The sequence below is a fragment of the Salmonella sp. 32070601201500089SM genome (assembly GCF_017573605.1).
In the GTDB taxonomy this organism is placed as follows: Bacteria; Pseudomonadota; Gammaproteobacteria; order Enterobacterales; family Enterobacteriaceae; genus Salmonella; species Salmonella enterica.
The window spans coordinates 1-4478 of record NZ_JAGETK010000028.1; the positions used below are offsets into that span (position 1 = coordinate 1).

A 4478-nucleotide genomic window follows, 5' to 3' on the forward strand; every position below is an offset into this window, starting at 1 on the left:
CACCGGTGATCATGTTTTTAACATAGTCGGCGTGCCCCGGGCAGTCTACGTGTGCGTAGTGGCGGGTCGGGGTATCGTATTCAACGTGAGAAGTGTTGATGGTGATACCACGCGCTTTTTCTTCCGGCGCGTTATCGATCTGGTCGAATGCGCGAGCGGCACCGCCGTAGGTTTTAGCCAGTACGGTAGTAATGGCAGCGGTCAGCGTTGTTTTACCATGGTCAACGTGGCCGATAGTACCGACGTTAACGTGCGGTTTTGTACGTTCAAACTTTTCTTTAGACATCGATTGTCCCTCTAAGACACGGATAAATCGGTGATATCACCACATCAACCAGGCAACACGCCCGACTTGTTGAATGCTAATAAACAGAAGAGAAAAACAGGAAGGAGAAAAGAAGTGGTGCTGATAGGCAGATTCGAACTGCCGACCTCACCCTTACCAAGGGTGCGCTCTACCAACTGAGCTATATCAGCACATCTTGGAGCGGGCAGCGGGAATCGAACCCGCATCATCAGCTTGGAAGGCTGAGGTAATAGCCATTATACGATGCCCGCATCCTGGAACTCGGCTACCTGATTTTCATTCTGCACTGAATATCGAGAGAAACTCTCTTTATTCGAGCCGGTAAGCGAACTTATCGTCTCGGGCTGCGCCATCGCGCGGCCGAAAATGGTGGTGGGGGAAGGATTCGAACCTTCGAAGTCTGTGACGGCAGATTTACAGTCTGCTCCCTTTGGCCGCTCGGGAACCCCACCGGACTTGATGGTGCCGACTACCGGAATCGAACTGGTGACCTACTGATTACAAGTCAGTTGCTCTACCTACTGAGCTAAGTCGGCATCAAGTAGCGCGCATTCTATGGAGACCTGCGTGCTCATGCAACTAAAAAATTGCATAAAATGTTCTATCGCTCACATTTTGCGCTATAAGAGACAAAAATGCTCTAATTTCAAACAAGAGAGCATAAATTTTCGGCATTTTACCGACCGTCTGACCAGGATACGACGCGGCATTTCAACGCTCCGTCGATAGAAAGCAATCTTCTGTATCTGGTATATTCGTCACATTGCTTCTCAGGGATAGCTTTCACAGCGAGATTTTTTCTTATTATTCCTCCCCATCTGGTGTTACCCTCCTGCCCATTGTCCAAATTAACTTAAATGTGACGTGCCGTTGCATGTCAGGGATGGCCCTCGTTCATCGCTGAACTGATGTAGCAATAGCAGCCAGAAACATGCTTATGAGTATAAAAGAGCAATCGTTAATGACGCCTTACCTACAGTTTGATCGCAGCCAGTGGGCTGCGCTTCGCGATTCTGTGCCGATGACCCTGACCGAGGATGAGATCGCGCAGTTAAAAGGCATTAATGAAGATTTATCGCTGGAAGAAGTTGCAGAAATATATTTACCTCTCTCCCGTTTGCTAAATTTCTATATCAGTTCAAATCTGCGTCGTCAGGCTGTCCTGGAACAGTTTCTGGGCACTAACGGCCAGCGAATCCCTTACATCATCAGTATCGCGGGCAGCGTCGCAGTGGGTAAAAGCACGACAGCACGCGTTCTACAAGCGTTGCTGAGTCGCTGGCCGGAACACCGCCGTGTTGAATTGATTACCACAGACGGTTTCCTCCACCCAAACCAGGTGTTGAAAGAACGCGGGTTAATGAAGAAAAAGGGGTTCCCCGAATCGTATGATATGCACCGACTGGTGAAATTCGTTTCTGACCTCAAGTCGGGCGTACCGAACGTGACGGCGCCAGTCTATTCTCATTTGATTTACGATGTTATTCCTGAAGGGGATAAAACCGTCGCTCAACCTGATATATTGATTCTTGAAGGTTTGAATGTTTTACAAAGCGGTATGGATTATCCTCACGATCCGCATCATGTATTTGTCTCTGATTTCGTTGATTTCTCTATTTACGTTGATGCGCCAGAAGAACTTCTTCAGACGTGGTATATCAATCGCTTCCTGAAATTCCGCGAAGGGGCGTTTACCGATCCTGACTCTTATTTCCACAATTATGCGAAATTATCTAAAGAAGAAGCTGTTAATACAGCGACTTCGCTTTGGAAAGAAATTAACTGGTTGAATTTAAAACAAAATATTTTACCCACGCGAGAACGTGCCAGCCTTATTATGACTAAGAGCGCTAACCATGCGGTGGAACAGGTAAGATTGCGGAAATAACAGAAAAAAGGGGAGTACCGACTCCCCTTTTTTACTATTCGGCGCTTCGCAGCGATATTTCCCCACCCATCCAGGGTTTAATCACGCCATCCTGTTCAAGCAATAATGCACCCTGAGTATCAATGCCGCGAGAAATACCAAATATTTCTTTGTCGCCAATAATTAGTTTTACCGGGCGATCAATAAAATTATCCAGTTTTTTCCAGCGCGAAAGATAAGGAGAAAGACCTTCTTGCTCAAAAAGCTCAAGCGCAGCACGTAGCTTATAAATCAGCTTTGCGGCCAGCATATTGCGGTCAAGCGTAATTCCGGCCTCTTGTAGTGTGATCCATCCCTGATTTATCACGTCCTCTTCTACGCGACGCATTGCCATGTTAATACCAGCGCCAATCACTATTTGTGCGGCATCGCCCGTTTTACCGGTTAACTCGACCAGAATACCCGCCAGTTTGCGATCCAGCAGGTAGAGGTCGTTAGGCCACTTCACACGAACTTTATCTGCGCCCAGTTCACGCAGCACTTCCGCCATCACAATTCCAATGACCAGACTCAAGCCTATTGCCGCCGCAGGCCCCTGCTCCAGACGCCAGTACATTGAAAGATATAGATTCGCACCAAACGGTGAGAACCATTTACGCCCGCGACGACCACGCCCCGCCTGTTGGTATTCTGCTACACAGGCATCGCCTGAACGCAGCTCGCCAATTCGATCAAGTAAATACTGATTGGTTGAATCGATAACGGGCAATACCGCCACGTTTCCGCTATCCAGTTGGCTATGTATACGGTCAGCATCCAGTAACTGGATGGGTTCCGGTAAGCTATATCCTTTCCCGGGAACGGTAAATACATCTACTCCCCAGTCGCGTAATGTCTGGATATGTTTATTAATAGCCGCGCGGCTCATTCCCAGCCGTTCACCCAACTGCTCGCCTGAGTGAAACTCTCCGTCGGCAAGTAGTGAGATCAGCGTCAGGGGAACGGTAGTATCTTTCATGCAATGCTCTCCACAGCGTTCACCTCTCCGGACCGACCAATAAAGCGAACCTCAGGCTCCAGCCAGACATTAAATTTTTCACCCACTTTTTGCCGGACATGATGCGCCAGCGCCACCACATCTTTACTTGTCGCATCATTCGCATTAATCAATACCAGCGCCTGTTGGCGATGCACCGCAGCGCCGCCAATGGTGACGCCTTTCAACTGACATTGATCTATCAGCCAGCCTGCCGCCAGCTTCACTGAGCCGTCTGCCTGAGGGTAATGCGGCGCGTTGGGAAATCGTTCTAACAGTTCCATAGCGATATCGGCTGCGACAACGGGATTTTTAAAAAAGCTGCCCGCATTGCCATTCACTTTAGGATCCGGCAATTTTGTGGTGCGCATATGGCATACAGCATCAAACACCTGTTGCGCGGTGACCGTTTTCGGGTCCAGACAAGTAAGATCGCCATAGGTCAACACCGGCTGCCATTGCTTTGACAAACGCAGACCCACCGCGACGATCGCAACGCGATCCTGATATTCATTTTTGAAGATACTGTCACGATAGCCGAAACGGCATTCCGCCGCGGACAAACGCAGACGTTTTCCCGTTTCCAGTTCAACGCAGTCAACGTAGTCGCAGACGCGCTGTAGTTCTACGCCATACGCGCCAATATTCTGTATAGGCGAGGAACCAACGCAGCCAGGGATGAGCGCCAGATTCTCCAGGCCGGGCATGTTGTTGTCCAGCGCGTAGCGAACCAGCTGATGCCAGTTTTCGCCTGCGCCGACGTGTAGGTGCCAGGCGTCCGCGGTTTCATTGACCTCAATGCCTTTCAGGCGGTTAAGGATCACGGTGCCGGCGTAATTTTCCAGAAACAGGACATTGCTTCCTTCACCCAGGATCATAACCGGCAGTCCCTCACGAGTTGCTTGCTGCCAGGCGCTCAGTAGTTGTTGTTCGTTTTCAGCGCATGCGATGTGCTTTGCACAATGATCAATGCCGAAGGTATTCCAGGGTTTTAGGGAGTGGGTCATGGCTGCTTTCCTGATACTCAATCGGCAATAGTTTACCGTATCTGTGTTGGGAAGGCTTGTGGTTATATTGAGGGTAGATCGGCGCGTCCCTGTAGGCCGGATAAGGCGGAGCCGCCATCCGGCAGAAACAGACAAAAACAAAAGGCCCTGTCTTCCGACAGGGCCCTTCGTTTTATTTGATGCCTGGCAGTTCCCTACTCTCGCATGGGGAGACCCCACACTACCATCGGCGCTACGGCGTTTCACTTCTGAGTTCGGCAT

5 protein-coding genes and 4 tRNA genes are annotated in these 4478 nt (G+C 49.7%); 2 read left to right on the top strand and 7 right to left on the bottom strand.

Annotation, left to right across the window (positions count from 1 at the left end):
- The 5 genes from J4728_RS23575 to J4728_RS23595 all read right to left on the bottom strand — a co-directional run.
- The coding region (locus J4728_RS23575) for a GTP-binding protein (protein WP_000031682.1) at nucleotides 1–286 on the bottom strand (286 nt) is incomplete at its 3' end.
- 115 nt (nucleotides 287–401) lie between these two features.
- Nucleotides 402–477: transfer RNA gene (locus tag J4728_RS23580), tRNA-Thr, on the bottom strand.
- 6 nt (nucleotides 478–483) lie between these two features.
- Nucleotides 484–558, bottom strand: a tRNA-Gly gene (locus tag J4728_RS23585).
- Between the two features lie 116 nt (nucleotides 559–674).
- A tRNA-Tyr gene (locus J4728_RS23590) sits at nucleotides 675–759 on the bottom strand.
- A gap of 8 nt (nucleotides 760–767) precedes the next feature.
- Nucleotides 768–843 (bottom strand) — tRNA-Thr (locus J4728_RS23595).
- A gap of 19 nt (nucleotides 844–862) precedes the next feature.
- Between J4728_RS23595 and J4728_RS23600 the strand changes: the two genes are divergently transcribed.
- Nucleotides 863–1036, top strand: coding sequence for a hypothetical protein (locus J4728_RS23600; RefSeq protein ID WP_001541267.1), 174 nt, complete (start codon nucleotides 863–865; stop codon nucleotides 1034–1036).
- Between the two features lie 208 nt (nucleotides 1037–1244).
- Nucleotides 1245–2195, top strand: coding sequence for a type I pantothenate kinase (gene coaA, locus J4728_RS23605; protein WP_000023069.1), 951 nt, complete (start codon nucleotides 1245–1247; stop codon nucleotides 2193–2195).
- Between the two features lie 34 nt (nucleotides 2196–2229).
- Here the strand turns inward: coaA and birA are convergent, their stop codons facing one another.
- Both birA and murB read right to left on the bottom strand, forming a co-directional pair.
- A complete protein-coding gene (gene birA / locus J4728_RS23610) occupies nucleotides 2230–3192 on the bottom strand; it encodes a bifunctional biotin--[acetyl-CoA-carboxylase] ligase/biotin operon repressor BirA (protein ID WP_000655746.1) in 963 nt (320 codons plus the stop codon).
- On the bottom strand, nucleotides 3189–4217 hold the full coding sequence (gene murB, locus J4728_RS23615; protein WP_000149781.1) for a UDP-N-acetylmuramate dehydrogenase: 1029 nt from the start codon (nucleotides 4215–4217) through the stop codon (nucleotides 3189–3191). Before murB ends, birA begins: the two co-directional genes overlap by 4 nt.
- Nucleotides 4218–4478 lie beyond the last annotated feature (261 nt).